The organism is Streptomyces sp. NPDC002232, from assembly GCF_042890295.1.
Classification (GTDB): domain Bacteria; phylum Actinomycetota; class Actinomycetes; order Streptomycetales; family Streptomycetaceae; genus Streptomyces.
The window spans coordinates 566,579-592,732 of the sequence record NZ_JBIARV010000001.1 but is presented as its reverse complement, the minus strand read 5'-3'; the positions used below and the strand labels follow the sequence as shown (position 1 = coordinate 592,732).

The following is a 26,154-nucleotide window of genomic DNA, read 5'->3' as shown; positions in this document are numbered from 1 at the left end:
GCACGCGGTGGGGCCCACCGGTCCGCCGCGGGCCGCGCACCCGGCCCGTCATGGGCCCGCGCCCCGCCGTTGTGGGCGGCGCCCCCGCCCCGTTGTGGGCAGGCGTTCCGCAAGGGGCGGAACGGGTGGGCACAACGGACCAGCGCCCTGCCGGCGCCAGAGGCTGTAGCGCCTGAACCCGCACCACCAGGTGCAGCACATGGTGGTGCGGGCCAGGGCGCAGGACGCGGAGGCGCCGCGAAGGGCGCAGTCCCGTGTGCCCACCCGTCCCGCCCAGCGGGACGATTGCCCACACGGGCAGCGGGCGAAGGCACACGCGGGCAGCGGGCAAGCGCCCACACGGGCGTGGGCGAGACGGGCCCACACACGCAGCGGGCGCTGGCCCGCACACAGGCAGCGCGCGCGGGAGCACGCGTGGCGCGGGCGGCGGGCACCGCCCCGCCGAGGCGGCAGGCCCACACGGGCGCGGGGTGAAGGCTCACGCGGACACTGGCGCGGCCCATACGGGCGCGGGGTGAAGGCGCACTCGGGCACTGGCGCGGCCATACGGGCGCGGGGTGAAGGCTCACGTGGGCGCCGGACACCGGGTGAGGGCTCCCCGCGGGCCTCGCGGTCCCGGACGGCCGAGCGGCCGGGCCCCCACCAGGGGCCCGGCCGCTCGGGAGGTGCGGTGGGGATCAGCCCTCGGGCTGGGCCGCCGCCGCCTTCTTCGTCGTACGGCGACGCGGAGCCGCCTTCTTCGGGGCCTCCTCCGCGACCGGCGCCTCGACCTCGGCGACCGCTGCCGCGGCCTTCTTCGTCGTGCGGCGGCGGGCCGGAGCCTTCGGCGCGGACGCCTCGGGAGCCTCGGCCGCGACCGTCTTCTTGGCCGCCCGGCGGCGAGGAGCCTTGGGGGCCTCCTCGACGACCGCCACGGCCTCGACCGCCTCGACGGCCTCGGCGACCGGCTCGGCCACGGCCTTCTTCGCGGCGCGGCGGCGCGGAGCCGCCTTCTTCGGGGCCTCCTCCACCACCGGCGCCTCGACGACCGTCGCCTCGACGACCGGAGCGGGCGCGGCGGCCACGACGATGACCTCGGCCGCACCGGCGCTCACCGGGGACCCGGCGGGACGGCTGGCGGCGCGACGGCGGCGCGGCGCGGGCTCCGCCGCGACCGGCTCGGCGACCGGCTCGGCCACCGGGGCCTCGGCCACCGGCGCCTCGGCGGTCACCGGCGAACCGGCGGGCCGACGGGCGGTGCGGCGACGGCGCGGCGCGGGAACCTCCGCGACCGGGACCTCCACCGCCGGAGTCTCGACGACCGGCGTCTCGACGACCGGCGTCTCGACGACCGGAGCGGCCTCTACGACCGGAGCGGCCTCGACGACCGACTCGGTCACGACGACCGGCTCGGCCACGGCCTTCTTCGCGGTGCGGCGGCGCGGAGCCGCCTTCTTCGGCTCCTCGGCGACGACCGGAGCGGCCTCGACGACCGGCTCCACGGCGCGGCGCGCCATCAGGGCGACCGCGGCGCTCTCGGGCGTCTGGAACGACACGGTCTCCTCGACCGGACGCGCCACCCGGGCACGGCGACGGCGCGGGGCCGGAGCCGGCTCGGGGGCCGCGGGGGCGGCCGGAGCCGCGGGGGTCCGCTCGGCCGTCACGGCCTCCGGGCGGGCGGCACGGGCCCGGCGACGGGGGGCCTTCGGCTCCTCGACGACGACACGGGCGGCCTCGACGACCGGGGTCTCGACGGCGGGGGCCTCGACGACATCGACCTCGACCTTGACGGTGGCCGGGCCGGCCGACGCGGCGGCGGCGACCGGAGCGGAGCCCGGGGCACCGACGCGGGTGCGGCGACGCCGGCGCGGGGTGCGCGGGCCGGCCTCGTCCGCGGACGTCTCGACGGCCGGGGTCTCGACGGCCGGAGCCGTCGACGCCGGGGCGTCGCCGAGCTCGCCGCCGCGGGTGCGGCGGCGCTGGCGCGGGGTCCGCGTGCGGGCCGGGCGCTCCTCGGTCTTCTCGGCGGCCTTCGGCGCGCGGCCGCGGCGACCGCCGGGCTCGCCCAGGTCCTCCAGCACCTCCGCGTCCAGACCCGCGCGGGTCCGCTCGGCGCGGGGCAGGATGCCCTTGGTGCCCGCCGGGATGTCCAGCTCCTCGTAGAGGTGCGGGGAGCTGGAGTACGTCTCGACCGGCTCGTGGAAGTCGAGGCCGAGCGCCTTGTTGATGAGCTGCCAGCGCGGGATGTCGTCCCAGTCGACGAGCGTCACCGCGGTGCCCTTGGCGCCCGCGCGGCCGGTGCGGCCGACGCGGTGGAGGAAGGTCTTCTCGTCCTCGGGCGACTGGTAGTTGATGACGTGGGTGACGCCCTCGACGTCGATGCCCCGGGCGGCGACGTCGGTGCAGACGAGGACGTCGACCTTGCCGTTGCGGAAGGCGCGCAGCGCCTGCTCGCGGGCGCCCTGGCCGAGGTCGCCGTGGACCGCGCCGGAGGCGAAGCCGCGGCGCTCCAGCTGCTCGGCGATGTCGGCGGCCGTGCGCTTGGTGCGGCAGAAGATCATCGCGAGCCCGCGGCCGTTGGCCTGAAGGATGCGGGAGACCATCTCCGGCTTGTCCATGTTGTGCGCGCGGTAGACGTGCTGCTTGATGTTGGCGACGGTCACGCCCTCACCGTCGGGCGAGGTGGCCCGGATGTGGGTGGGCTGCGACATGTAGCGGCGGGCCAGGCCGATGACCGCGCCCGGCATGGTGGCCGAGAAGAGCATGGTCTGGCGCTTCGCCGGAAGCATCTTCATGATCTTCTCGACGTCGGGCAGGAAGCCCAGGTCGAGCATCTCGTCGGCCTCGTCGAGGACGAGGACCTTGACGTGCGAGAGGTCGAGCTTGCGCTGGCCGGCCAGGTCGAGCAGGCGGCCGGGGGTGCCGACGACGACGTCGACGCCCTTCTGGAGCGCCTCGACCTGCGGCTCGTACGCCCGGCCGCCGTAGATGGCGAGTACGCGGACGTTGCGCACCTTGCCGGCGGTCAGCAGGTCGTTGGTGACCTGCTGGCACAGCTCGCGGGTGGGGACGACGACGAGCGCCTGCGGGGCGTCGGTCAGCTGCTCGGGCGTCGCCCGGCCGGCCTCGACGTCCGTGGGGACGGTGACGCGCTCCAGGATGGGGAGACCGAAACCGAGGGTCTTGCCCGTGCCGGTCTTGGCCTGGCCGATGACGTCGGTGCCGGTGAGGGCGACCGGGAGGGTCATCTCCTGGATGGGGAAGGGGGTGACGATGCCGACGGCCTCAAGGGCCTCGGCCGTCTCGGGAAGGATTCCGAGTTCTCGGAAAGTCGTAGTCAGGGTGCTGCCTCTTCTGTGAGACGCGGCGCGAGGCGAACGAAGGGGGTCGTACCGTGCCGGGATCTTCCGGGGGGATCAGGGGAGATCACCGCCGGGTGGCACGGGACCACTGCCGTCGCTCGAGCGTCGAACCGCTGAGGGTGACCCTTCCGCGGGTCCGCCGGAAGGGCTGTCGGGCCGGAGCCGATCGGGCCACCGACCGGGCATCCTCATTCATGAGTCGGCCCACCGGATACGTCTGAACGTGCGAAAGCATGTCCGCATACTCAGCAGGCGCCTTATCACTGTACCCCGGATTCGCGCATGTGTGTCGGGAGAAAACGCGATGAGGGCACGGTCACACTGACTGACCAGGGCCTTACCGGGTCGCGCGGGCGGGCTATTGTGCGCTCCATGGAGACGCCTGACAACGCCACACCGACCGGGATCGCCGCCAAGGACTGGGCGGAGGCTTCCGCCGAGCCGCAGTACCGCGCCGCCGTGATCGACCTCCTCGGCGCCCTCGCCTACGGAGAGCTCGCGGCCTTCGAGCGGCTCGCCGAGGACGCCAAGCTGGCGCCGACCCTCGGGGACAAGGCGGAGCTGGCGAAGATGGCCTCGGCCGAGTTCCAGCACTTCGAGCGGCTGCGCGACCGCCTCGCGGCCGTCGACGCCGAGCCGACCTCGGCCATGGAGCCCTTCGCGAAGGCGCTCGACGAGTTCCACCGTCTGACCGCGCCGTCGGACTGGCTGGAGGGTCTGGTCAAGGCGTACGTGGGCGACTCGATCGCCAGTGACTTCTACCGGGAGGTCGCGGCGCGGCTCGACTCCGACACGCGCGGGCTCGTGCTCGGGGTGCTCGACGACACCGGCCACGGCAACTTCGCGGTGGAGAAGGTCCGTGCGGCGATCGAGGCCGACCCGCGGGTCGGCGGCCGGCTCGCGCTCTGGGCGCGCCGTCTGATGGGCGAGGCGCTCTCGCAGGCGCAGCGCGTGGTCGCCGAGCGCGACGCGCTCTCGACGATGCTGGTCGGCGGCGTGGCGGACGGCTTCGACCTCGCGGAGGTGGGCCGGATGTTCTCCCGTATCACCGAGGCGCACACCAAGCGCATGGCCGCGCTGGGCCTCGCGGCCTGATCCGACCGAAGGCGCCGAGGGCCGCGTGAGCGGCCCGGGCGCCGCGCCGGTCGGACGGGGCCGATCGGTGTGGTCCGCCCGGGTCGGGCGGCGGCTGCTCCGGCGCGGCCAGCGCGTCCGCGGTGGCCCGAGCGGCCAAGGCGTCGCGCCCGTCGCACGGCGGCCCAAGTGGCTCGTGCGTCGCGCCGATCGGCCCCGTCCGCCCCGTCAGACCGTGGCTGATCGGCGCAGTCTGCGCGAGGCCGGGCGGATCAGCAGCGAGATCAGTACCGCCGCCACCGCCACGGCGCCGATCAGGGTCGCCAGGAAGTGGCCGGGGCCGAGCGCCCCGTGGGTCACGAGGGCGCCGAAGACGCCGCCGAGCGTCCCGGTCAGGAGCACGATCGTCCGGACGGGGAGGCGGTCGGGCAGCCGGTGCGCTGCGGCCCAGGCCAGAGCGAAGCCGAGCAGGGCGGAGCCGAGGGCTTCCAGGAACACGTCGAATCACCTCGCGGGGGGTGCGGGGCGGGTGGTGCGGTCACAGCCGTACCTACCCCTGGCGTCCGGCGCGCAATCCTTCCGTACCCCCTGACGTGGCCCTATGCCGACGCGAAGGGCCCGGTGGACCGAAGTGGTCCACCGGGCCCTTCGCGTCGGATCCGGGGCTCAGAGAGCGCCGAAACCCACGCGGCGGACGGCGGGCTCGCCGAGCTCCACGTACGCGATCTTCTCGGCCGGAATGAGGACCTTGCGGCCCTTCTCGTCCGCGAGGCTGAGCAGCTGCGCCTTGCCGGCCAGCGCGTCGGCCACCGCGCGCTCGACCTCCTCGGCGGACTGCCCGCTCTCCAGAACGATCTCCCGGGGTGCGTGCTGCACGCCGATCTTGACCTCCACGGCTATGTCCCTCCGAACGGTCAGCGTTGCGCGAATACCCGCGCCGTACGCTGCACACATTAGCCCGGTGAGGGGACCCGCACGGGTCACCCGGTGCACGCCAGGAGCGAACAGCCTCCGGGAATGACGCGCGCGGGAGCGGTCAGTGGCCCTCGGCGCTCAGCTGGCCGTCCACCGGGTGCAGCGGGAAACCGGCGATGCCGCGCCAGGCGAGCGAGGTGAGGAGCCCGACGGCCTTGTCGCGGGGGATGCCCGAACCGCTCGACAGCCAGTAGCGGGCGACGACCTGGGAGACGCCGCCCAGGCCGACGGCGAGCAGCATCGACTCGTCCTTCGACAGGCCGGTGTCCTCGGCGATCACGTCCGAGATGGCCTCGGCGCACTGGAGGCTGACCCGGTCCACGCGCTCGCGCACGGCCGGCTCGTTGGTCAGGTCCGACTCGAAGACCAGCCGGAACGCGCCGCCCTCGTCCTCGACGTACGCGAAGTACGCGTCCATGGTGGCCGCGACCCGGAGCTTGTTGTCCGTGGTGGAGGCCAGCGCCGTCCGCACGGCCAGCAGGAGCGACTCGCAGTGCTGGTCCAGCAGCGCGAGGTACAGCTCCAGCTTCCCGGGGAAGTGCTGGTACAGCACCGGCTTGCTGACGCCGGCCCGCTCGGCGATGTCGTCCATGGCGGCGGAGTGGTACCCCTGCGCGACGAAGACCTCCTGGGCCGCGCCGAGCAGCTGGTTCCGTCGGGCACGTCGCGGCAGGCGCGTGCCCCGAGGGCGTGCTGCCTCTGTCTGCTCGATGGCGCTCACGCGGCCTCCCAAGAATCGATCCATGCGCGCTGTCGCGCCGCGCCGCCATCGTACTTTTGGGTAACCCGGCTGTGCGCGGTGCGGACGCAGAATTTCACGGACCGGACGCCCGGGTCGACAGTCGATTCACGATGAAACCGAACAAATCAGCGGGAGTCGTCCGCTCAGCGGTAGTCGTCCTCGTCGAGGGCGACGACGCGCGCCTGTTCGGACGCGTCGGCCTCGTTCGCCGAGTCGCGTTCGAGATGGATGGGCTGTTCGTCCTCGTGCTGCTGGAGTTCGGTGTGCTGCTCGGCGGCGTCGGCCTCCGGGATCTCCTGGTCCAGCACGACGACCTCTTCCTCGGTGAAGGTGTCCGGCTCGCTCGGATCGACAGTCATGCGGTTCCCTCCGGGGGTGCGGGTCGCGGTGTCCCGATGGCCCACCCTTCGAGCCTAGGAGCGAACGCGCCCCGCCGCACACGCACCTGTGACGGCACCCACACGCGTCCGCGCGTGATCGTCTCGTAATATTGCGCGCATGTCCTCGACCGAGCTGCCGGATTCCCGGACCGCCGCCGCACCGACCGCGTCGCGGACCCGCGCCGTACGGGTCGCCGACGGCGAGGAGCTCCACTCCGTCACGCTGCCCGGGCTCAGCCTCACCGTGCGCGCCCGGCCGGGGAACCGGCCCGGTCTGCCGCCCGCCCTCTACGTGCACGGGCTCGGCGGCTCCTCGCAGAACTGGTCGGCCCTGATGCCGCTGCTCGCCGACCTCGTCGACGGAGAGGCGGTCGACCTGCCGGGCTTCGGCGACTCCCCGCCGCCCGACGACGGCGACTACTCGGTCACCGGACACGCCCGCGCCGTCATCCGGCTCCTGGACGCCGGCGGACGCGGACCGGTCCACCTCGTCGGCAACTCGCTGGGCGGCGCGGTCGCCACCCGCGTCGCCGCCGTCCGGCCCGATCTGGTCCGCACCCTCACCCTGGTGTCCCCGGCCCTGCCCGAGCTGCGCGCCCAGCGCACCGCGTGGCCCACCGCGCTGCTCGCGGTGCCCGGCGCCGCCTCCTTCTTCGCGCGGCTCACCAAGGACTGGACGGCCGAGCAGCGGGTCAAGGGCGTCCTCGCGCTCTGTTACGGGGATCCCGGCCTGGTCTCCGAGGACGGCTTCCGGTACGCCGTCGAGGAGATGGAGCGCCGTCTGGAGCTCCCCTACTTCTGGGACGTGATGGCCCGCTCCGCGCGCGGCATCGTCGACGCGTACACCCTCGGCGGGCAGCACGGGCTCTGGCGGCAGGCCGAGCGGGTCCTCGCCCCGACGCTGCTCGTCTACGGCGGGCGCGACCGGCTCGTCTCGTACCGGATGGCCCGGCGGGCGGCCGCCGCCTTCCGCGGCTCACGGCTGCTGACCCTGCCCGACGCGGGGCACGTGGCGATGATGGAGTACCCGGAGACGATCGCCCAGGCCGTCCGGGAACTGATCGCCGACGACGGCGGGAGCTGATCCGGGGCGTGGGACGACACAGTCGCAAGGGCTCCACGCCCTCGGTGGACGACACCGGGCAGCAGGCGGGAGCGGGGACGGGGCAGACGGCGGTCCCGGTGGGATCGCCCCCGGGGACGGGACGGCGGCGCAGGAGCGGGGGAGACGGCGAGGGGGAGACCACGGGCCCGCAGGGGTACGGGACCCCCGCCCACGGCACCCCCGTGTCCGGGACCCCCGCCCACGGCACCCCCGTGTTCGGCACACCGGCCCACGGCACCCCCGTCTACGGCAGCCCCGCCTACGGCACTCCCCTCTACGGGACGCCCGCGCACGGCGCTCCCCTGGTCGCGACGCCCACGCACGGCATCCCCGTGCTCGACGGCACGCCCGCGCACGGCATCCCGGTCCGCACCGGCGCCCCCGCCTTCGCCGGTGGGGCCCCCGGCACGCCCGCGCACGGCGTCCCCCTCCTCGGGGCGACCGTACGGGGCGGTCACCCGCAGCACGACGAGACCTCCGCTCCGCGCCCCGCGCCGTCCGGCCCCCGGGGCGGTGGCACCCGGACCGCCGCGCCCGAGCAGGACGGCCCCCGGGAGCCGTTCGTCCCCGCGCCCCGCGGGGGGAGCGACGCCGACGGCCCGGAGCCGGAGACCCCGTCCGGCCGGGGCGGTCTGGGCCGGACCCTCACCGGGGTCGCGGCGGCCGCCGTCGCCACCGTCCTCGCCGTCGTCGTCGCCGGACAGGTCGCGAACCGGGACGACGGCCCGTCCGCGGCGCACGCGGCCGACACGCCCGCCGAGCGGCCCGCGGACGACAGCTCCGCGTCCCGCTCCGACGACCGGATCGTCCCGGCGAAGCCGGTGCCCGCCGCCACGCCGCCGACCTACGAGCAGCTGATGACCCGGCAGTTCCCGATCGACCCGAAGCTGAAGGGCTCCGGCGAGTTCGAGGCCGTGCCGGGCCTGGCGAAGGCGCCCGGAAAGGGCGAGCTGATCCGCTATCGGATCGACGTCGAGAAGGGCCTCGGACTCGACCCGAATCTCTTCGCGGACGCCGTGCAGAAGACGCTCAACGACAAACGCAGCTGGGCCGGCCAGGGCGAGATGACCTTCGAGCGCATTTCCAGTGGTGATCCCAAGTTCGTGATCACGCTGGCGAGTCCGGGAACCACCGGCGCGTGGTGCGCGAAGTCCGGACTCGACACGACCGTCGACAACGTCTCCTGCGACTCGGCCTCGACCCAGCGCGTGATGATCAACGCCTTCCGCTGGGCCCAGGGCTCGTCGACCTTCGGCCCGAAGGCGATGCACGCCTATCGCCAGATGCTCATCAACCACGAGGTCGGACACCGGCTCGGTCACGGACACGTGAGCTGCCGGACCAAGGGCGCGCTCGCCCCCGTGATGCAGCAGCAGACGAAGTCGCTGAACATCGACGGGATCCCCTGCCGCCCCAACCCCTGGGTGTATCCCACGCGTTGACGACGGGCCCGGACCGGGCCCGTCCACATTCCGAGACGCCGGTCTCGGAATGGCGCATATGCGCGTTGACATCGCTCACGCGTTCGTCCATATTTCTCGGCATGTCGCACCGTCACGCCGCTTCCGAAAGCGCCGCCCTTGAGCTGGCGCTCTTCGGCGTGACCGGACACACCGTCGCCGACATTCTCTGTAGCTGACGCAGCCCGCGCGCTCGTCGGCCTTTCGTCTTTCTCGCCGCGCCCGGGTTCTCCCTTCCCGCAGGCGCGCACCGTCCTCCCTTTCGGGCTGTTTCCCCGTGCCTGCGGAATTCCCTTTCCTTTTCCCGCAGTTCACCCCCGAGAGGTCTCCTTCCGATGCGTTCATCCGTCATCTCGCGCCGCGTGGCAGCGGCCGCCGTCAGTGTCGTCCTGGCCTCTGGCGCCGCCGCCTGCGGCCCCGAGGACGCCGGCGCCGAGGGCGGTACCTCCGGCAAGGCCGCGGGCGGCCCGCAGAAGGGCGGCACGCTCAGCGTCCTCAACACCGAGCCCCAGAGCGACTTCGACCCGGCCCGCCTCTACACGTCCGGCGGCGGCAACGTCCCCTCCCTCGTCTTCCGGACGCTCACCACCCGCAACCGCGAGGCGGGCGCGGCCGGCACCCAGGTCGTCCCCGACCTCGCCACCGACACCGGCCGCCCCAACAAGGACGCCACCGAGTGGACGTACACGCTGAAGGAGGGCCTGAAGTTCGAGGACGGCACGGCCATCACCAGCGCCGACATCAAGTACGGCATCGAGCGCTCCTTCGCGGCCGAGCTCTCCGGCGGCGCCCCCTATCTGCGCGACTGGCTCATCGGCGGCGACACCTACCAGGGCCCCTACAAGGCCGGATCCGACGGCAAGAAGGGGAAGGGCCTCGCGTCGATCGTCACCCCCGACGCCCGCACCATCGTCTTCAAGCTGAAGAAGCCCGAGGGCGAGTTCCCCTTCGTCGCCACCCAGACCCAGTTCGCCCCCGTCCCCAGGGCCAAGGACACCGGCGCGAGGTACGAGGAGCACCCGGTCTCCTCCGGCCCGTACAAGGTCGTCACGAACGAGAACGACGGCGAGCGCCTCGTCCTGGAACGCAACCCGCACTGGGACCCGAAGACCGACGAGGAGCGCAAGGCCTACCCGGACCGGGTCGACGTCAGGTCCGGGCTCGACGAGGCGGTCATCAACCAGCGCCTCGCCACCTCCTCTGGCGCCGACGCCGCCGCCGTCACCACCGACACCAACCTGGGCCCCGCCGAACTCGCCCAGATCGGCTCCGACAAGGCGCTCGCCGCCCGCGTCGGCACCGGCCGCTTCGGCTTCACCAACTACATCGCCTTCAACCCGAAGGTGAAGCCCTTCGACAACCCGAAGGTCCGCCAGGCGATCTCGTACGCCGTCAACCGCACCAGCGTCGTCAACGCCGCCGGCGGCTCCGCGCTCGCCGAGCCCGCCACCACCTTCCTGCCCGAGCAGAAGGCCTTCGGGTTCACGGCGTACGACCACTTCCCGGCCGGGCGGACGGGCGACCCGCAGAAGGCGAAGCAGCTGCTCAAGGAGGCCGGCTTCCCGAACGGCCTGACGGTCACCCTGCTGCACTCCACCGCCCAGAACCGCACCACCAGCCCCGAGATCGCCACCGCCGTCCAGGAGGCCCTCGGCAAGGCCGGCATCACCGTCAAGCTCGACGGACAGGAGCCCAACTCCTTCAACGAGAAGCGCTGGAGCGTCAAGGACGCCCCCGGCTTCTTCCTCTCCCGCTGGGGTGCCGACTGGCCGGCCGGCGGCCCGTTCCTCGCGCCGATCTTCGACGGCCGCCAGATCGTCGCCGACGGCTCCAACTACAACCACGCGCAGCTGAACGACCCGGCGGTCAACCAGGAGATCGACGAGATCAACAAGCTGACCGACCTGAAGGCCGCCGCGGCCCGCTGGGGCGCCCTCGACAAGAAGATCGGCGAGCAGGCCCTCGACGTGCCGCTCTTCCACCCGGTCTACAAGCGGCTCGTCGGCAAGGACGTCAAGAACGTCGTCATCGGCGACTGGACCGGCGTCCTCGACATCTCGCAGGTCGCGGTCAAGTGACCGCGGTGACCGACGCTCCGGCGCCCGTGGCGGGCCTCCCCGCCACGGGCGCCGCCCGGCAGGTGTGGCGACGGCTGCGCACCCGCCCGGCCGCCCTCGTCTCCGCCGCCGTCCTCCTGCTGCTCGTCCTGCTCGCCCTCGCCGCGCCGCTGCTCGCCGCCCTGGAGGGCCAGGACCCGCACGCGTACCACGACGACCTCGTCGACTCGGCCCGCGGCGGCGTCCCGTACGGCGCCTTCGGCGGCGCGAGCGCCGACCACTGGCTCGGCGTCGAACCCGGCACCGGGCGCGACCTGTTCGTCCGGCTGCTGTACGGCGCCCGGATCTCGCTCCTCGTCGCCGTCGGCGCCACCGCCGTGCAGCTCCTCATCGGGGTCCTCGTCGGCCTCGCCGCGGGCCTCGGCAACCGCTGGATCGACGGCGTCCTCGGGCGGGTCACCGACGTCCTCGTCGCCCTCCCGATGCTGGTCCTCGCGGTCGCCCTGACCGCCGTCGTACCGCGCGACTTCCCCCGCCCGCTGCTGCTGGTCCTCGTCATCGGCTTCCTCGGCTGGGCCGGGACCTCCCGGATCGTGCGGGCCCAGACCCTCACCCTGAGGAGCCTCGACTTCGTCGCGGCCTCGCGCCTCGCGGGCTCCGGGCCGTGGCGGACCGCCCGCCGCGAGCTGCTGCCCTCGCTCGCGGCCCCCGTCATCACCTACGCGGCGATCCTCGTCCCCACCAACATCGTCGTCGAGGCCTCGCTGTCCTTCCTCGGTGTGGGCGTCACCCCGCCCACACCCTCCTGGGGGCAGATGCTGTCGACCGCGCAGACCTGGTTCCGGGCCGATCCCGCCTACGTCCTGCTGCCCGCCGGACTGCTCTTCGTCACCGTGCTCGCCTTCACCGTCCTCGGCGACGCCGTCCGCACGGCCCTCGACCCCCGCGAGGCGAGCCGGCTGCGCGTGGGCACCCGTAAGGAGTCCTCCCGATGACCCGCTTCGTCCTCAAGCGGCTCGCGGGTGCCGTGCTCGTCCTGCTGGCGCTCTCGGTCCTCGTGTACGCCCTCTTCTACCTGGCGCCCGGCGACCCCGCCCGGCTGGCCTGCGGCGAGCGCTGCAACCCCCAGCAGATCGCCCAGGTCCGCGAGCAACTCGGCCTGAACGAAAGCGTGTTCAGTCAGTACCTGCACTTCCTCCAGGGCGTCCTCGCCGGCCGCGACTACTCCACCGGCACCGGCGTCACCCACTGCGACGCGCCGTGCCTCGGGCTCTCCTACCAGAACGACCAGCAGGTCACCCGGCTCGTCCTGGAGCGCCTCCCGGCCACCGCCTCCCTCGCCCTGGGCGCCATGGTCGTCTGGCTCGTCGTCGGCGTCGGCACCGGACTCCTCTCGGCGCTCCGCCGGGGCGGCGCCACCGAGCGCGTCCTCACCGTCCTCACCCTCGCCGGGACCGGCACGCCCGTCTTCATCCTCGGGCTGCTGCTGCTCATGGCCGTCTGCGCCTACCTCCAGTGGCTGCCCTTCCCCTCGTACGTCCCCCTCGGCGAGGACCCCGAGCAGTGGGCCTGGAACATGCTGCTGCCCTGGCTCACGCTCGGCTTCTTCGAGTCGGCCAAGTACGCCCGGCTGACCCGGAGCTCCACCCTGGAGACGCTCGCCGAGGACCACATCCGCACCTTCCGGGCGTACGGAGTGGGGGAGCGGGCCGTCGTCACCCGGCACGCCCTGCGCGGCGCCGTCCCGCCCGTCATCGCGGTCAGCGCCGTCGACATCGGCTCGATGTTCGGCGGCGCCGTGCTCACCGAGTCCCTCTTCGGCATCCCCGGGCTCGGCAAGACCCTCCTCGACGGGGTCCGCACGATCGACCTGCCCGTGGTGGTCGGCGTCGTCCTGGTGATGGGCGCCGCCGTCGTCCTCGCCAACGTCCTCGCGGACCTGCTGTACGCGGCCGCCGACCGAAGGGTGGTCCTCACGTGACCGCGCCCCCGCTGGTGGAAGTCAGCGACCTGACCGTCGAGTTCGCGCGCGAGACCGGACCCGTACGGGCCGTCGACGGACTCTCCTTCACCCTCGGGGAGGGCCGCGCGCTCGCCCTCGTCGGAGAGTCCGGCAGCGGCAAGTCCACCGTCGCCGGCGCGCTCCTCGGCCTCCACCGGGGCACCGGCGCCCGGGTCGGCGGCACCGTCCGCGTCGGCGGCGTCGACGTCGCCACCGCGGGCCCCGCCGCCCTGCGGCGGCTGCGCGGCGGGATCGCCGCCATGGTCTTCCAGGACCCGCTGTCCGCCCTCGACCCGTACCACGCCGTCGGCGACCAGATCGCGGAAGTCCACCGGATCCACCACCCGGTGACCCGGAAGGCCGCCCGGGCGCGCGCCGTCGAGGTCCTCGGCCGGGTCGGCATCCCCGACGCGGCGCGCCGGTCCCGCTCGCGCCCGCACGAGTTCAGCGGCGGCATGCGGCAGCGGGCCCTCCTCGCGATGGCCCTCGCCTGCGAGCCGAAGCTCCTCGTCGCCGACGAACCGACCACCGCCCTCGACGTCACCGTCCAGGCCCAGATCCTCGATCTGCTGCACGAGCTGCGGCGGGAGACCGGCACCGCGCTGCTCCTGGTCACCCACGACGTGGGCGTGGCCGCCGAGAGCGTGGACGAGGTGCTCGTCATGCGCGACGGACGCGCGGTCGAGCGCGGCCCCGTCGCCGGAGTGCTCGGCGCGCCCTCGGCGCCGTACACCCGCGCGCTGCTCTCCGCCGTGCCCCGGCTCGACGGCCCGGCCAGGACCGTCACGGCCAAGGGCGAGGTCCTCCTCGAAGCGGTCGGACTGCGAAAGGAGTTCGGCCGGGGGAGGAGCGCCGTGACCGCCGTCGAGGAGGCCTCCCTCACGGTCCGCGCCGGCGAGACCCTCGGCGTCGTCGGCGAGTCCGGCAGCGGCAAGACGACCCTCGGCCGGATGCTCGTCCGGCTCCTCGACCCGACCGCCGGCGAACTCCGCTACGCGGGCACGGAGATCGGCGCCCTTCCGGAGCGCGAGCTGCGTCCGGTCCGCCGCGAGCTCCAGATGGTCTTCCAGGACCCGGTCGCCTCCCTCAACCCCCGCCGCTCGGTCGGCGAGTCGATCGCCGACCCGCTGCGCGTCGCGGGGGAGCGGGACGAGAGCGGGATCCGGGGCCGGGTGCGCGAGCTGCTCGACCGCGTCGGGCTCGACCCCGACCGGTACGGGGCCTACCCGCACGAGTTCAGCGGAGGACAGCGCCAGCGCGTCGGCATCGCCCGCGCGCTCGCCGCCGAACCCCGCCTCCTCGTCTGCGACGAACCCGTCTCCGCGCTCGACGTCACCACCCAGGCCCAGGTGACCGCGCTGCTCGCCGAGCTCCAGGCCGAACTCGGCCTCGGACTCGTCTTCATCGCCCACGACCTCGCCGTGGTCCGGCAGGTCAGCGACCGGGTCGCCGTCATGCGCGCGGGCCGGATCGTCGAGCAGGGCACAGTTGCGGAGGTGTACGGCACACCCCGCGACCCGTACACCCGGCAGCTGCTCGCGGCGGTCCCCTCGCTCGACCCGGCCCACGCGGCGGAGCGCCGGGAACGGCGCCAGGAGCTGGCCGTCGCCTGACCCTCCGTGACCTTTCCGACGCCTACCGCGACAGAACGCGACCGGGCTGCGAAAGTTACGTGCATTCACCCCTTCCGGTGGTGCGACGGACAACCGTCCGTCGCACCACCGGTGTCTCCGCTTACGTTCTTCCCGCTGCGAGTCACCGGGCCGACGGTGGCCGCCGTCAAGGGAGATCGGGGGTGCGCGCGTGCGGATCGGACTGCTGACGGAGGATGGCTACCCGTACGCCACCGGCGAGTCCGGACGCTGGTGCGAGCGGCTCGTACGCGGGCTCGGACAGCACCAGTTCGACCTCTACGCGCTCGGCCGGACCGGCACCCCGCCGCCCCTCCCGCCGAACGCCCGGGTCGCCCGCGCCGCCGACCCCGGACCCGAGCCGGACCCGGCGCACCGGGCCGGGCGCACCGGCCTCCGCGAGCCCCGCGCCGCCCGCCGGGCCTACGGGCGCCACGAGCGGCGCCGCTTCACCGAGGCCTACCACCGGCTCGCCGGCGGACTCTGCGCCGAGGACGGTGCGACCTCCTTCGCGGACGGGCTCTACGCCCTCGCCGAACTCGCCCGCGAGCACGGCGGACTGCCCGGCGCTCTCCGCTCCGACGACGCCGTACGCGCCCTGGAGGCCGCCTGCCGGGCCCCCGGCGCGCGCCGGGGCGCGGCGGCCGCCGGACTCCCCGACCACCTGGCCTTCGCCGAGCACCTGGAGCGGGCCCTCCGCCCGCTCTCCCTCGACTGGTACGGGGACGACGCGCTCGGCGCGGCCGACCTCTGCCACGCCGCCGCCGGGGGCACGACGGCGCTCCCCGGCCTGCTGGCCAAACGCTTCTTCGGAACGCCGCTGCTCGTCACCGAGTACGGCGCACCGCTGCGCGCCCACTACCTCTCCGCCGCCGGCGCCGACCGCTCCGCGCCCCTCCGCGCCCTCCTCGCCGCCCTCCACGGCCGCCTCGCCGGCGAGATCTACCGGCAGGCCTCCCTCCTCACCCCCGGCAACGCCCACACCCGCCGCTGGCAGGAGAGGTGCGGCGCCGACCGGGCCCGCATCCGCACCGTCCACCCCGGCATGGCCGCCGAACGCTTCGCCGAGGTCGGCGAGGACGAGGAGAGCGGCGACCCCGCCACCCTCGTCTGGGTCGGCCGGGTGGAACCGGCCAAGGACCTCGTCGGCCTCCTGCACGCCTTCGCCGAGATCCGGGCCCGGCAGCCGGACGCCCGCCTGCGGATCGTCGCCGTGCCCGCCCGGGAACCCGGCGCGTACCTCATGTACTGCAAGGGCCTCGCCGCGCAGCTGTTCCCCGACGAGGCCGCCGGGGCGCACGCCGTCGGCGAGAACCCCGTCACCTTCGAGGAGCTCGGCGGCCCCGAGGCGCCCACCCTGGAGGACACCTACGCCTCCGGTGCGCTCGTGGTCATGTCCAGCCTGGTCGAGGGCTTCCCCGCGAGTCTCGTCGAGGCGATGTTCTGCGCCCGGGCCACCGTCTCCACCGACGTCGGCGCCGTCGTCGAGATCATCGGCGGCACCGGCCTCGTCGTCCCGCCGCGCAACCCCCGGGCCCTCGCCGACGCCTGCCTCGCGCTGCTCCGCGACCCCGGGCGCCGCCACCGGCTCGGCGCCGCCGCCCGCGCCCGCGCGCTCGAACTCTTCACGGTCGACCAGAACCTCGCCGCGTTCCGCGGCATCTACCTCGAACTCCTCTCCCACGCGCCGGTCCGCCACCGCCCCGGGGACGGCGTCCCCTTCGCCCACCCGGCCGAGGCCCATGTGCCGGGCAGCTGGGCGCACAAGGCCGTGACCGCGGGGACAGGAGCCCCCGATGCCTGAAGGAGGCACCCCCATGCGCGGCCCCGCCGCACCGACGAGCCCCGGAGCCTGGGACGCCCGCTCCGAAGCCCTCCTCGGCACCCCCGCCCTCACCGCAGCCGCCACCCTCGACCTGCGCGCCCCCGCCCCCGAGGACCCCGTCGACGCCGCACCCTCCGGGATAGCCCCGGACCCGGCACGGCCCACCCGGGCCCCGGAGGAGACCACGGCCGACGCCGCACCGGAGGCGGACGGAGCACTGAAGGCGTACGGAGTCCAGGAGTCGCATGGAGTCACGGGAGCGGACCGAGTCCCGGAGATGCACGGCGCCCCTGAGGCGCGTGGAGTCCCGGAAGCGGACGGATTCCAGGAGGCCGCGCCCACCACACCGCCGCCCGGACCCGCCCCCGCGGCGACGGCCCCCGCCGCCCCCCGTCCCCGGCGAGGGCACGCCGACCCCGTGAAGGTCCTCATGCACCGGCACCGGGAGCTCTGCGAGCGGGCCGTCGACCCGCTGGAGATCGCCGCCGGGCTCGAAGCGCAGGGCTTCACCGACCGGACCGCCGCCCGCTTCCGGCACCGGGACGTGTTCTCGCTCGCCGAGGAGCTGTACGCGCGCGTGCCCCGCGGCCAGGACGCGCCCGCGCCCGCCGCCGAGCCGGAGCGGCCCCGGGCGCCCTGGGCCCTCGCCGCCCTCGCCCCCGGCGGCGTCGCGGGACTCACCGGACTCGGGCTCACCTTCGCGTACGGGCCGGTGCGCACCGCCATCGGCGCCGTGGGGGCCGTCGCCCTCGCCGGAGCGCTGCTGCTCGCCGTCCGGCGCGGTCCCCTCCGCGCCCCCGACGGAGGCTCCGTGCCCGCCGCCCGGCTCTGGACCCTCTGGCTCCTGGCGTACGCGGCCGGCGGCGACGGCCTCCTGGCCGCGGTCCTCGGCGGCGGCCCCGACGGGCCCTGGGAGCTCGCCCCCGCGCCCCTCCTGGGCCTCGCCCTCGCCGTCGCCCCCGCCGCCTGGACCGCCCACCTCTTCGCGACCCGGGCCCGCCGCCGGATCGCCGACAGCCGCGGCCTCGCCGACTTCGCCGCCGCCACCCGGCCGCTGCTCCTCGGGACGGTGACGCTCCAGCTCCTCGCCCTCACCGCCCTGCTCGTCCTCACCCGGTTCAGCGCCGGAGCCCTCGCCCTCGGCGCCCTCCTGCTGCTCGCCCGGCTCCTCACCGTGCACGGCCACCCCGAGACGGCCGCCGCCGCCCTCGCCTCGGCCGCCGCCGCCGAGGCACTCGCCCTCGCGAGCGTCCTCGCCGCCCGTGTCCCCCTCCCCGGCTTCGACGCGCTCGCCACCCCGGTGCGCGCCCTCGCCGGGGCCTGGAGCCCCGGGGCCGTACCCGCCCTCGTCTGCGGCGCCGCCGCGCTCGGCCTGCTGGCCCACGCGACCGGCACGCTCACGCGGGCCTCCGCCCACGCCGCCCGATGAACACCCCCGGACGGCCCGGCGACCACCGTGACCCCCACCCCGCCGGTCCCCGTCCGCCGAGACCCCTTCGCACCCGCGGAGCCGACGCCGCGGGCGCGACCCGCCACCTCTCTCATCACCCCGCAAGGAGAACGACGATCATGACCCCTCCACCCCAGGCACCGGCCGGTCGGCACGTAGGGGCCGCACGATGAGGGTGCTACTGCTCGGAGCCAACGGCTTCATCGGCCGCTTCGTCGCCGACCGGCTGCTCGCCGACCCGGCCGTCCACCTCACCGCGCTCGGCCGGGGCGACGACGCCGACGTGCGCTTCGACCTCGCCTCCGGCAGCCCCGGCGCGCTCACCCGCTTCCTGGACGCCGTCCACCCCGGGGTCGTCGTCAACTGCGCCGGAGCCACCCGCGGCGGCGCCCGCGACCTGACCCGGCACAACACCGTCGCCGTCGCCACCGTCTGCGAGGCCCTGCGCCGCAGCGGCTGCGGGGCCCGGCTCGTCCAGGTCGGGTGCGCGTCCGAGTACGGGCCGAGCCAGCCCGGCTCCTCGACCGCCGAGGACGCCGTCCCGCGCCCCGGCGGCCCGTACGGCGTCTCCAAGCTCGCCGCGACCGAACTCGTCCTCGGCTCCGGGCTCGACGCCGTCGTCCTGCGCGTCTTCTCACCGGTCGGACCCGGGACGCCCGCCGGCTCCCCGCTCGGCCGCCTCGCCGAGGCGATGCGCCGCGCCATGCAGGCCGGGGACGGCGAGCTCAAGCTCAGCGGCCTCGGCGTGCAGCGGGACTTCGTCGACGTACGGGACGTGGCACGGGCCGTGCACGCCGCCTCCCTCTCCGCCGCCCAGGGCGTCGTCAACATCGGCACCGGGCGCGCCGTGAAGCTCCGCGACGCCGCCGCCGTCCTCGCCCGGGTCGCCGGCTACTCCGGCAACCTGCACGAACTGGACGTCCCGCACGGCATCCCGCAGCGGCCCATGATCGGCGCCCCCCGCACCGAGGGGACCATCGCCGACCAACTGGCTTCCGCCCCCTACCCGTACCCCGACGGCTGCGGGCCCTGGCAGCAGGCCGACGTCCGGACCGCCCGCGACCGGCTCGGCTGGCGGCCCCGGATCAACCTGGAGGAGTCCCTCGCCGACATCTGGATGGAGGCGGCGTGTCGCATCTGACGACCACGGCCACCGGCGCCGTCCAGGCGCTCGGCTTCGGCGTCCCCGGCTACGCCCATCCGCTGCTCGCCCCCGTCGAATGGGCCGAGCTGACCCGCCCCGGGACCCCGCTGCACTGGGCGGTGCTCAACGTGTCGGAGGGCCCGGGCACCCGTCCGGACCCGCACTGCCTGGAGGCCGCCGGGAAGCTCCGCAACGCCGGGGTCAGGGTCCTCGGGCACCTGGACCTGGCGCACGGCTCCCGGCCCTTCGGCGAGCTGGTCTCGGACGCCCACCGCTACCTCGACTGGTACCGGGTCGGCGGCTTCTACCTGGACCGCGCCCCCGCCGACCGGGCGGACCTGGCCGGGACCCGGCGGCTCACCGCGACCCTGGAGGCCGTGCTCGGGGGCGAGGCCCACCTCGTCCTCGGCCACGGCACCCACCCGCACCCGGGGTACGCCGAGGCGGCCGACCAGCTGGTGACCTTCGCCGGGTCCTGGGTGGACTACCGCTGGTCGCAGGTGGCGGAGTGGACCGCCGAGTACACCGAGACGAAGTTCGTCCACCTCGTCCACGGCGTGCCGCGCACCCACCTGGACGAGGCCCTGCGGATCGCCCGCTGGCAGGGGGCGGGGACGATCTTCTTCACGGACCGGGCCGGCGGCTCGGGACAAAGTGCGCCATTCCACTCGCTGCCCGGCTACTGGGACGAAATCGTCTCGCGGATCGGACCGGGTGTCTCGGAATGAGAAGGGGCGTGGCAGTGTTACGGGGAGAACAACCGTACTGACATACCGACAACCGGAGTCCCCGTGTCGCTGCCACCCCTGGTCGAGCCCGCTGCCGAGCTCACCGTAGACGAGGTCCGCAGGTACTCCCGCCACCTGATCATCCCGGACGTCGGGATGGACGGGCAGAAGCGGCTGAAGAACGCCAAGGTGCTGTGTGTCGGAGCCGGCGGTCTCGGCTCCCCGGCGCTGATGTACCTGGCCGCCGCCGGCGTGGGCACGCTCGGCATCGTGGAGTTCGACGAGGTCGACGAGTCGAATCTCCAGCGCCAGATCATCCACAGCCAGGCCGACATCGGCCGCTCCAAGGCCGCCTCGGCGCGCGACAGCGTGCTCGGCATCAACCCGTACGTGAACGTGATCCTTCACGAGGAGCGGCTCGAGGCCGACAACGTGATGGACATCTTCGGCCAGTACGACCTGATCGTCGACGGCACCGACAACTTCGCCACGCGCTACCTGGTGAACGACGCCTGCGTGCTGCTGAACAAGCCGTACGTCTGGGGCTCGATCTACCGCTTCGACGGCCAGGCGTCCGTGTTCTGGTCCGAGTACGGCCCCTGCTACCGCTGCCTCTACCCGGAGCCCCCGCCGCCGGGCATGGTCCCGTCCTGCGCCGAGGGCGGCGTCCTGGGCGTGCTCTGCGCGTCCATCGGCTCCATCCAGGTCACCGAGGCCATCAAGGTCCTGGCCGGCGTGGGCGACCCGCTGGTCGGCCGTCTGATGATCTACGACGCCCTGGAGATGCAGTACCGCCAGGTCAAGGTCCGCAAGGACCCGAACTGCGCGGTCTGCGGCGAGAACCCGACCGTCACCGAGCTCATCGACTACGAGGCCTTCTGCGGCGTCGTGTCCGAGGAGGCCCAGGAGGCGGCGCTCGGCTCCACGATCACTCCCAAGCAGCTCAAGGAGTGGATCGACGGCGGCGAGAAGATCGACATCATCGACGTCCGCGAGCCGAACGAGTACGAGATCGTCTCCATCCCGGGCGCGCGGCTCATCCCGAAGAACGAGTTCCTCATGGGCACCGCCCTCCAGGACCTCCCGCAGGACAAGCGGATCGTCCTGCACTGCAAGACGGGTGTCCGCAGTGCGGAAGTCCTCGCCGTGCTCAAGTCCGCGGGCTTCGCGGACGCGGTCCACGTCGGCGGCGGCGTGATCGGCTGGGTCCACCAGATCGAGCCCGAGAAGCCGGTCTACTAGGACGGCACGCGGAAGGCCCCGGACCCGAGGTCCGGGGCCTTCCGCGCGTCGGGGGCTACTTGCAGACCGTGCCCGAGGCCGGGACCTTCCCCGCCAGCAGGTAGTCGTCCACGGTCTTCTTCACGCACTTGCTGCCGCCGTTGTAGGCGCCGTGGCCCTCGCCCTCGTACGTCACCTCGACCCCGACGCCCTTGCCGAGCGCGTTCACCATCGACCGGGCGCCCTCGTACGGCGTCGCGGGGTCGCCGGTGTTCCCGACCACGAGGATCGGCGCCGCCCCCGGAGCCGAGACGTCCGGGTGCTCCCAGAGACCGGGCACCGGCCACTGCGAGCAGCTCGCCAGCGACCAGCCCATGAAGTCGCCGAAGACGGGCGAGGCCTCGCGGAACTGACCGAGCCGCTCCTTCGCCTGCCCGAGCGTGTAGCGCTCCTTGAAGTCGACGCAGTTGATGGCGGCGTTCGCGGCCTGGATGTTGCTGTACGAGCCGTCCTGGCTGCGCCCGTTCATCGCGTCGGACAGGGAGAGGAGCAGGGCCCCGTCGCCGCCGTCGGCCGCGTCGAGGCCCTGCTCCAGATACGGCCAGAACTCCTTCGAGTACAGCGCCTGCGCGATGCCGTTGGTGGCCTGCGTCTGCGTCAGCTTCCGGTCCCCGATGCCGGGGATCGGCTTCTTGTCGAGCTGCGCCAGGAGGTCCGTGATCCCCGCCTCGATCTCGGAGACGCTGCTGCCGGGCAGCGCGCACGCGTCGCCGCGGTCCACGCAGTCCTGGGCGAAGTTGTCCAGCGCGAGCTGGAAGCCCCTGGCCTGGCCGAGGGCACCGTCCTCGACGCCCGCGTCCGGGTCGACGACCGCGTCGAACACGGCCCGGCCCACGTTCTTCGGGAACATGTGGGCGTAGACGCCGCCGAGCTCGGTCCCGTACGAGATGCCGAAGTAGTGCAGCTTGTCGTCGCCCAGCACCTGGCGCATCAGGTCCATGTCCCGGGCCGCGTTCTCGGTGCCGACGTGCGGCAGGGCCGCGCCCGCGTCGCGCTCGCAGCCCCGCGCGTACCGCTTCTGCGCGTCGGACAGCGTCCGCTCCTCGGCGGTGTCGTCCGGCGTGAAGTCGAGGGCGTAGTAGGCGTCCAGCTCCTTGTCGGTGGCGCACTCGACGGGGTCGCTGCGGCCGACCCCGCGCGGGTCGAAGGAGACCAGGTCGTAGCGGGAGCGCAGCGACTCGTAGTCGGTCGCGAAGCCGGGCAGGGCGGTGACGCCGGAGCCGCCGGGTCCGCCGAAGTTGAAGACCAGGGAGCCGATCCGGCGGGCGCTGTCCCGGGCCTTGGCCCGGATGAGGGCCAGCTCGATGGTCTCGCCCTCCGGTTCCGCCCAGTCGAGCGGCACCTGGAGGAAGGAGCACTCCCAGGTGGCGCCCCCGGGCAGCGGGGAGGGCGCGGGTCCGCCGCCCTCGGCGGCCGACGGCGGCGGGCACGGCGCCCACGCGAGCTTCTGCGAGGTCAGCGCCGAGAGCCCGGTGGCGCTGCCGGACGGCGTCACCGGGTCCGCCGCCTGGTCTCCCCCGTCGGAGCAGCCGGCGGCGAGCAGCACGGTGGTGGCGGTGAGCAGGGCGGCGCGCTGGGCGGCGGAGATCGGCATAGGCCCATCGTGGGCCGCCGCCCCCGCCCCCGCGCGGGACGGGGGTCCAAGCGGGTGGCGGGGGCGGCGGACCTCGCGGACCGGCGGGCGGGGACCGGCTACAGGGCTTCCCGCCTGGTCAGCCAGTTGAAGCAGATCCACCCCGGCAGCACCGGGATCCACAGCGTCAGCAGGCGGTACAGGAGCACCGCGGGGGTCGCGACCTCGATCGGCAGGCCGCCGACCGTGACCAGGCCGAAGGCGAGCGCGCCCTCGACCGCGCCGACGCCGCCCGGGGTGGGGGCCGCCGAGCCGAGCGCGTTGCCCGCGAGGAAGACGACGGCCACGGTCGCGTAGCTGATCGTCTGGTTCCCGTGGGTGAACGCCCGGATCGAGGCGTCCAGACAGAGGACGAACACGATGGTCAGGAGCAGCATCCCGCCGATGCCCGTCGCCAGCTTCACGGGCCGCTGGAGCACGTCCAGCATGCGCGGCACCACACCGGCGAAGAGCGAGCGCAGCCGCGTCGACACGAACTTGCGCATGAAGGGGATGGCCGTGACGACCAGGACGAGCACCGCGACCGTCAGGAGTCCGGCGATCACCGTCCTCGACGGGCTGAAGGACTGCGTCTTCTCCGTGCCCGTCAGATAGCCGAAGGAGAGCAGGAGCAGGATGTGCGCCCCGAGCCCGAAGAGCTGCGAGGCGCCCACGCTCGCCACCGCGAGACCCGGGCGGACGCCCGCGCGCTGGAGGAAGCGGGTGTTCAGGGCGACGCCGCCGACCGCCGGCGGAGCGACGATCTTCACGAACGAGCCGGCGACCTGAGCCACCACCGTCCGCCAGAAACCGACCCGCTCGGGCACGAAGCCCAGCAGGCTCATCGCCGCCGCCACGTAACTGACCGCCGAGAACAGCACCGCGGCCGCCACCCAGCGCCAGTCCGCCTCGCTGACCGTCGACAGCGGCGTACGGGCGATCTGCGACAGCAGGAAGTACGCGGCGACCGCGCCCGCGATCATGCTGACCAGGGTCCGCGGCTTGATCCGCTCCAGGCGGACCGGCTCCACCGGGGCCTGCGGGCGGATGAGCAGCACCTGCTGCCGGATCTGCGCGAGCAGGTCCTCCTCGCGGGCCTCGTCGAGGGCGGTGTCCAGGGCCCGCTTCTCGGCCTTCTTGTCCGCCTTCTTCTCGGCCTTCGTCTCCGCCGGGACGGCCCCCTTGTCCGCCGCGGCCTCGGCCTTGGCGAGCGCCCGCTCGTGCTTGGCGGCCTCCGAGGCCGCGAGCACGGCCTCCCGCTCCCGGGCGGACCGCTCCCGGGCCAGTCTCCGCAGCGTCGCGCGCGTGGAGCGGCTCAGCGCGATCGGCTGGAGCAGCGGCAGACAGTCGGCGACGGTGTCGGGGCCGAGGACCTCGACGGCCGCGGCGACCGCGCGCTCCGCCCCGACCCGCAGGCCGAGGGTGGTGAGCAGCTGGGCGATGTCCATCCGCAGGATCAGATCGCCGGCCGCGATCTCGCCGCCGCGCAGATCCGTGAGGATCACCCTGCCGGAACGATCCACCAGGATCGCGTCCCCGGAGAGCCGGCGGTGCGCGATCCGGCGCGACTGGAGCGCCCGGACCTGCCGCCAGGAGCTGCGGACCAGCTCGTCGGTGATCTCCTCGTCGTCGAGCGAGTCCAGGGTGCGGCCGCCGATGTGCTCGTACACGAGCATCACGGCGTCCGGACCGAGCTCGGAGGTGGCGATCAGCTTCGGCGCGTTCGCCCCGGCGGCGATGGCCGCGTAGGCGAGGAGCGCCTCCTGCTCCAGGGCCTGGCGCAGCGAGACGATGGAGCGGCGGGTGGTGATCGTCCGCAGGGTGATCCGCCGCCACGCCCGGTAGAAGAAGCCGTGCGCCTGCTGCTCCCGGTCGACGACGGTGACGTCGAGCGGAGGCCCGTCCTCCAGGGTCACGATGTACCGGCGGCCCCGGTCCGCGCTGTCGGCCGCGTCGGGCACGTCCTCGGCGCGCAGCGCGGTCACCGGCCGGAAGCCGACCCGGCGCAGGCCCGCGAGGAGGGTCTGCCCGGTGGGCCGGACGTTCGGCGAGCCGACGGCGTACAGCGTGCCGTACGCGACGGTCCAGCCGATCAGGACGGTCAGGACGATCGAGAGCGCGGTGGTGTACCCGGCCACCAGCATGGTGAAGGCGTCGAGCAGCAGCACCACCCAGAGCGACACCCGCCAGCGGGGCCTGCGGGCCATGCCGACGGCGGTCATGTACGCGATGACCGGCGCGAGGTAGTTGTGCACCGGGTCCGTGAGGCCGCCGCCGGACTGCGGCTGGGTCAGCGCGTCCTGGATGGTGCCGGGCGCGGCCTGGGCGACCCAGAGGTCGGTGGCGAGGGTGACGCCGTGCGCCAGGACGGCGGCGAGGACGCCGTCCGCGATGCGCAGCCCGTCGCGTTTGATCAGCCGTTCGATGGCGAAGGCGACCGGGACGAGCAGGACCGCGATGGAGGAGACGAGACCGGCGATCTTGACGAAGACGTCCGGGGCCCCGACCGCGCCCTTGTTGATGTCCTGCTCCAGGCCCGAGGTCGTGCCGTGGGCGAAGGCGGCGACCGCGATGACGAGTCCGATGGCGAGCAGGCCGACGAGCAGCCGCATGAGGTCGGAGGGCCGGTGGACGCGGGCGGCGAGCAGCGGCTCGTCACCGGAGAGCCGCTCGGGCACGTCGGGCTGAGCCCCCTCGGGAGGCCGCGTGTCCTGCCCCATCACCATGTCCGTCTCTGCCCGTGTGTCCCGTGGGTCGCGTCCGCGATCATGCTCGCGATCACCTGCGCGATCCTGCTCGTCTTCTTGTCTTTGTTCTTGTACTTGTCGCTCTTGATCTCGTATCACCAGTCACCGCCCGGACGATGGTGGCACGAAGAGCCGCCGGGCGGAGGCATCAGGGCCATGTCGGTGCGGTGAGGCAGGATGGTCCGGATGAGCGTGGAGGAGCCTGTGGGGGAGACCGGAGAACTGCCCGAGTACGCGGAGCGGGTGCTCGACGTGGCCGACGCCATCCCGCCCGGCCGCGTCATGACCTACGGCGACGTGGCCGAGTGGCTGGGCGAGGGCGGGCCGCGCCAGGTCGGCCGTGTCATGGCACTGTACGGCGGTTCGGCCCCCTGGTGGCGGGTGGTCCGCGCCGACGGCACCCTGCTGCCGGGCCACGAGCTCCGGGCCCTCGGGCACTACCGCGAGGAGGGCACGCCGCTGCGGGCGGCGGGCCCGTCGGCCGAGGGGCACGTGCCGAGGATCGACATGCGCCGGGCCCGCTGGGACGGAACTCACACCTGAGGGTCCCGCCCCGGCCGGCCGGGGCGGGAGCGGCCCGCGGGGGTGGACGCGGTGCGG

21 protein-coding genes are annotated in these 26,154 nt (G+C 74.1%); 14 read left to right on the top strand and 7 right to left on the bottom strand.

The genetic code is table 11. From position 1 onward, the window contains the following. Positions 1 to 677: 677 nt before the first annotated feature. Entirely contained in the window at positions 678 to 3,227 is a 2,550-nt protein-coding gene (locus ACFYXU_RS02595; RefSeq protein ID WP_389408000.1) for a DEAD/DEAH box helicase, read from the bottom strand. 486 nt (positions 3,228 to 3,713) lie between these two features. Here ACFYXU_RS02595 and ACFYXU_RS02590 point away from each other — a divergent pair, with 486 nt between their 5' ends. Then, on the top strand, positions 3,714 to 4,436 hold the full coding sequence (locus tag ACFYXU_RS02590; protein WP_329851791.1) for a ferritin-like fold-containing protein: 723 nt from the start codon (positions 3,714 to 3,716) through the stop codon (positions 4,434 to 4,436). 207 nt (positions 4,437 to 4,643) lie between these two features. On the opposite strand, the gene ACFYXU_RS02585 is transcribed toward ACFYXU_RS02590, so the two are convergent. The 4 genes from ACFYXU_RS02585 to ACFYXU_RS02570 all read right to left on the bottom strand — a co-directional run bounded on the left by ACFYXU_RS02585 (position 4,644) and on the right by ACFYXU_RS02570 (position 6,491). Then, positions 4,644 to 4,913 carry a hypothetical protein gene (locus tag ACFYXU_RS02585; protein WP_329851790.1) on the bottom strand — a complete coding sequence of 90 codons (270 nt, stop codon included), beginning with the start codon at positions 4,911 to 4,913 and terminating at the stop codon, positions 4,644 to 4,646. A gap of 168 nt (positions 4,914 to 5,081) precedes the next feature. Further along, positions 5,082 to 5,309, bottom strand: coding sequence for a DUF3107 domain-containing protein (locus tag ACFYXU_RS02580; protein WP_361401857.1), 228 nt, complete (start codon positions 5,307 to 5,309; stop codon positions 5,082 to 5,084). Between the two features lie 142 nt (positions 5,310 to 5,451). Then, a complete protein-coding gene (locus ACFYXU_RS02575) occupies positions 5,452 to 6,111 on the bottom strand; it encodes a TetR/AcrR family transcriptional regulator (protein WP_041131117.1) in 660 nt (219 codons plus the stop codon). Positions 6,112 to 6,275: 164 nt separating this feature from the next. Next, positions 6,276 to 6,491 (bottom strand): hypothetical protein, encoded by a 216-nt coding sequence (locus ACFYXU_RS02570; protein WP_361401860.1) that lies wholly within the window; start codon positions 6,489 to 6,491, stop codon positions 6,276 to 6,278. A gap of 139 nt (positions 6,492 to 6,630) precedes the next feature. On the opposite strand from ACFYXU_RS02570, the gene ACFYXU_RS02565 reads away from it, so the two are divergent. The 12 genes from ACFYXU_RS02565 (at position 6,631) to moeZ (ending at position 21,156) form a co-directional block, all read left to right on the top strand. Then, positions 6,631 to 7,596: an alpha/beta fold hydrolase gene (locus ACFYXU_RS02565; RefSeq protein ID WP_376516649.1), complete on the top strand. Its 966-nt coding sequence runs from the start codon at positions 6,631 to 6,633 to the stop codon at positions 7,594 to 7,596. 8 nt (positions 7,597 to 7,604) lie between these two features. Further along, on the top strand, positions 7,605 to 9,059 hold the full coding sequence (locus ACFYXU_RS02560; RefSeq protein ID WP_389408001.1) for a DUF3152 domain-containing protein: 1,455 nt from the start codon (positions 7,605 to 7,607) through the stop codon (positions 9,057 to 9,059). A 101-nt stretch (positions 9,060 to 9,160) separates the two neighbouring features. Next, positions 9,161 to 9,256, top strand: a complete 96-nt coding sequence (locus tag ACFYXU_RS02555) for an Ms4533A family Cys-rich leader peptide (protein ID WP_329851783.1) — start codon at positions 9,161 to 9,163, stop codon at positions 9,254 to 9,256. A gap of 156 nt (positions 9,257 to 9,412) precedes the next feature. After that, complete coding sequence (locus tag ACFYXU_RS02550; protein WP_376516653.1) at positions 9,413 to 11,155, top strand: ABC transporter substrate-binding protein; 1,743 nt, start codon at positions 9,413 to 9,415, stop codon at positions 11,153 to 11,155. Continuing rightward, the gene (locus ACFYXU_RS02545; RefSeq protein WP_389408002.1) at positions 11,152 to 12,129 is read left to right on the top strand and encodes an ABC transporter permease; all 978 of its coding nucleotides are present in this window, start codon (positions 11,152 to 11,154) and stop codon (positions 12,127 to 12,129) included. Before ACFYXU_RS02550 ends, ACFYXU_RS02545 begins: the two co-directional genes overlap by 4 nt. Beyond that, complete coding sequence (locus ACFYXU_RS02540; RefSeq protein ID WP_376516656.1) at positions 12,126 to 13,115, top strand: ABC transporter permease; 990 nt, start codon at positions 12,126 to 12,128, stop codon at positions 13,113 to 13,115. The genes ACFYXU_RS02545 and ACFYXU_RS02540 overlap by 4 nt, the downstream gene beginning before the upstream one ends. Beyond that, positions 13,112 to 14,749 carry a dipeptide ABC transporter ATP-binding protein gene (locus tag ACFYXU_RS02535; protein ID WP_389408003.1) on the top strand — a complete coding sequence of 546 codons (1,638 nt, stop codon included), beginning with the start codon at positions 13,112 to 13,114 and terminating at the stop codon, positions 14,747 to 14,749. Before ACFYXU_RS02540 ends, ACFYXU_RS02535 begins: the two co-directional genes overlap by 4 nt. A 190-nt stretch (positions 14,750 to 14,939) precedes the next feature. Next, positions 14,940 to 16,571 (top strand): glycosyltransferase, encoded by a 1,632-nt coding sequence (locus tag ACFYXU_RS02530; protein ID WP_376516660.1) that lies wholly within the window; start codon positions 14,940 to 14,942, stop codon positions 16,569 to 16,571. Between the two features lie 13 nt (positions 16,572 to 16,584). Next, positions 16,585 to 18,021, top strand: a complete 1,437-nt coding sequence (locus tag ACFYXU_RS02525) for a hypothetical protein (protein ID WP_389456264.1) — start codon at positions 16,585 to 16,587, stop codon at positions 18,019 to 18,021. A 190-nt stretch (positions 18,022 to 18,211) separates the two neighbouring features. After that, entirely contained in the window at positions 18,212 to 19,183 is a 972-nt protein-coding gene (locus ACFYXU_RS02520; protein ID WP_329851775.1) for an NAD-dependent epimerase/dehydratase family protein, read from the top strand. Continuing rightward, on the top strand, positions 19,171 to 19,914 hold the full coding sequence (locus ACFYXU_RS02515; protein WP_389408005.1) for a spherulation-specific family 4 protein: 744 nt from the start codon (positions 19,171 to 19,173) through the stop codon (positions 19,912 to 19,914). The genes ACFYXU_RS02520 and ACFYXU_RS02515 overlap by 13 nt, the downstream gene beginning before the upstream one ends. A 63-nt stretch (positions 19,915 to 19,977) precedes the next feature. Further along, on the top strand, positions 19,978 to 21,156 hold the full coding sequence (gene moeZ / locus ACFYXU_RS02510; RefSeq protein ID WP_361401884.1) for an adenylyltransferase/sulfurtransferase MoeZ: 1,179 nt from the start codon (positions 19,978 to 19,980) through the stop codon (positions 21,154 to 21,156). Between the two features lie 55 nt (positions 21,157 to 21,211). Here the strand turns inward: moeZ and ACFYXU_RS02505 are convergent, their stop codons facing one another. Then, on the bottom strand, positions 21,212 to 22,789 hold the full coding sequence (locus tag ACFYXU_RS02505) for an alpha/beta hydrolase (protein ID WP_361401887.1): 1,578 nt from the start codon (positions 22,787 to 22,789) through the stop codon (positions 21,212 to 21,214). A 98-nt stretch (positions 22,790 to 22,887) separates the two neighbouring features. Beyond that, on the bottom strand, positions 22,888 to 25,533 hold the full coding sequence (locus tag ACFYXU_RS02500) for a lysylphosphatidylglycerol synthase domain-containing protein (RefSeq protein ID WP_389408006.1): 2,646 nt from the start codon (positions 25,531 to 25,533) through the stop codon (positions 22,888 to 22,890). Positions 25,534 to 25,731: 198 nt separating this feature from the next. Here ACFYXU_RS02500 and ACFYXU_RS02495 point away from each other — a divergent pair, with 198 nt between their 5' ends. Further along, positions 25,732 to 26,097, top strand: coding sequence for an MGMT family protein (locus ACFYXU_RS02495; RefSeq protein WP_329851769.1), 366 nt, complete (start codon positions 25,732 to 25,734; stop codon positions 26,095 to 26,097). Positions 26,098 to 26,154: the final 57 nt, after the last annotated feature.